The organism is Peribacillus psychrosaccharolyticus ATCC 23296, assembly GCF_000305495.1.
Taxonomy (GTDB): Bacteria; Bacillota; Bacilli; order Bacillales; family DSM-1321; genus Peribacillus; species Peribacillus psychrosaccharolyticus.
The window spans coordinates 1-948 of record NZ_AJTN02000117.1; the positions used below are offsets into that span (position 1 = coordinate 1).

1 protein-coding gene is annotated in these 948 nt (G+C 37.7%); it reads left to right on the forward strand.

The window, feature by feature from the left end; all coding sequences use genetic code 11:
• The first annotated feature begins 509 nt into the window (after positions 1–509).
• Positions 510–935, forward strand: coding sequence for an Ohr family peroxiredoxin (locus WYK_RS06345; RefSeq protein WP_040373715.1), 426 nt, complete (start codon positions 510–512; stop codon positions 933–935).
• The last annotated feature ends 13 nt before the right edge of the window (positions 936–948 follow it).

Genomic DNA, 948 nt, shown 5'->3' on the forward strand with positions numbered 1-948 from the left:
AAAACCTAGTTAGGGCAGAATAAATTCCAGAATGGGCCGAATCTGGTGTTCAATCGTCGATCAAAAGTTGCTTCTACCCCCAAAATAGCTACGCAAAGGAAGAGTTTAAGAGAAACAACCCATTTTTTATGCCCTTAGCTCAAAAAGTGTAACTAAAAAAGAAGGAACCGTTATCTAAGAAGCAGACCAAAGAGCCAGGTACATATTTTTGGAGGTACATTTATAGGGGAAAAAGATAGGGCCGAATGAAAGTTGGATAGGGAAGAATAGAGTGGAGTTAGGGCAGAATAAAACCTAGTTAGGGCAGAATAGATCGCCAATGGGGAAGAATCAGTCTTTGTTTTAAGCTGATAGTTCAAAAAAACCATATTTGAGGAGTAAGAAGAAACGGAATAAAGGAGAAGGTTCAATAAACTCTTTCGAGAAGTGCTTTTTTATTGCACTTTTTATTTAAGTGTTATAAAATTCAATTGTGCACAACTAATAACGGTTGAAGGGGAGTATATAAAATGACAAAAACATTATTTACAGAAACAGTAACGGTTGATGGAGGAAGAGAAGGTACGGCTATCTCTGCTGATGGGAATTTCACTGTAGATATCGCAATGCCTGGTACGCCGAGAGCGAAAAAAATGCCTGAAGCAACTAGTCCTGAGGAGCTTTTCGCGGCAGGATATGCAGCTTGTTTTGATAGTGCATTACAATCGGTTGGTAAAATTGAAAAAGCGGCATTTGAATCAAAAGTGACAGCTAATGTTAGCTTATTGATGGGCGAAATGCATCAGTACAGCTTAGCGGTAACATTGGAAGTACAAGGATCAGGTATTGACCAAGATACGTTAGAAACATTGGTTCATAAAGCACATCAAATGTGCCCTTATTCAAAAGCAATTAGTGGTAATGTTGAAGTAACTCTTAAAGTAAGTGTGAATTAATCGTATATAAAAA

Coding starts and splice junctions, on each gene's coding strand:
- WYK_RS06345 (WP_040373715.1), top strand. CDS start 510: ATGACAAAAACATTATTTACAGAAACAGTAACGGTTGATGGAGGAAGA.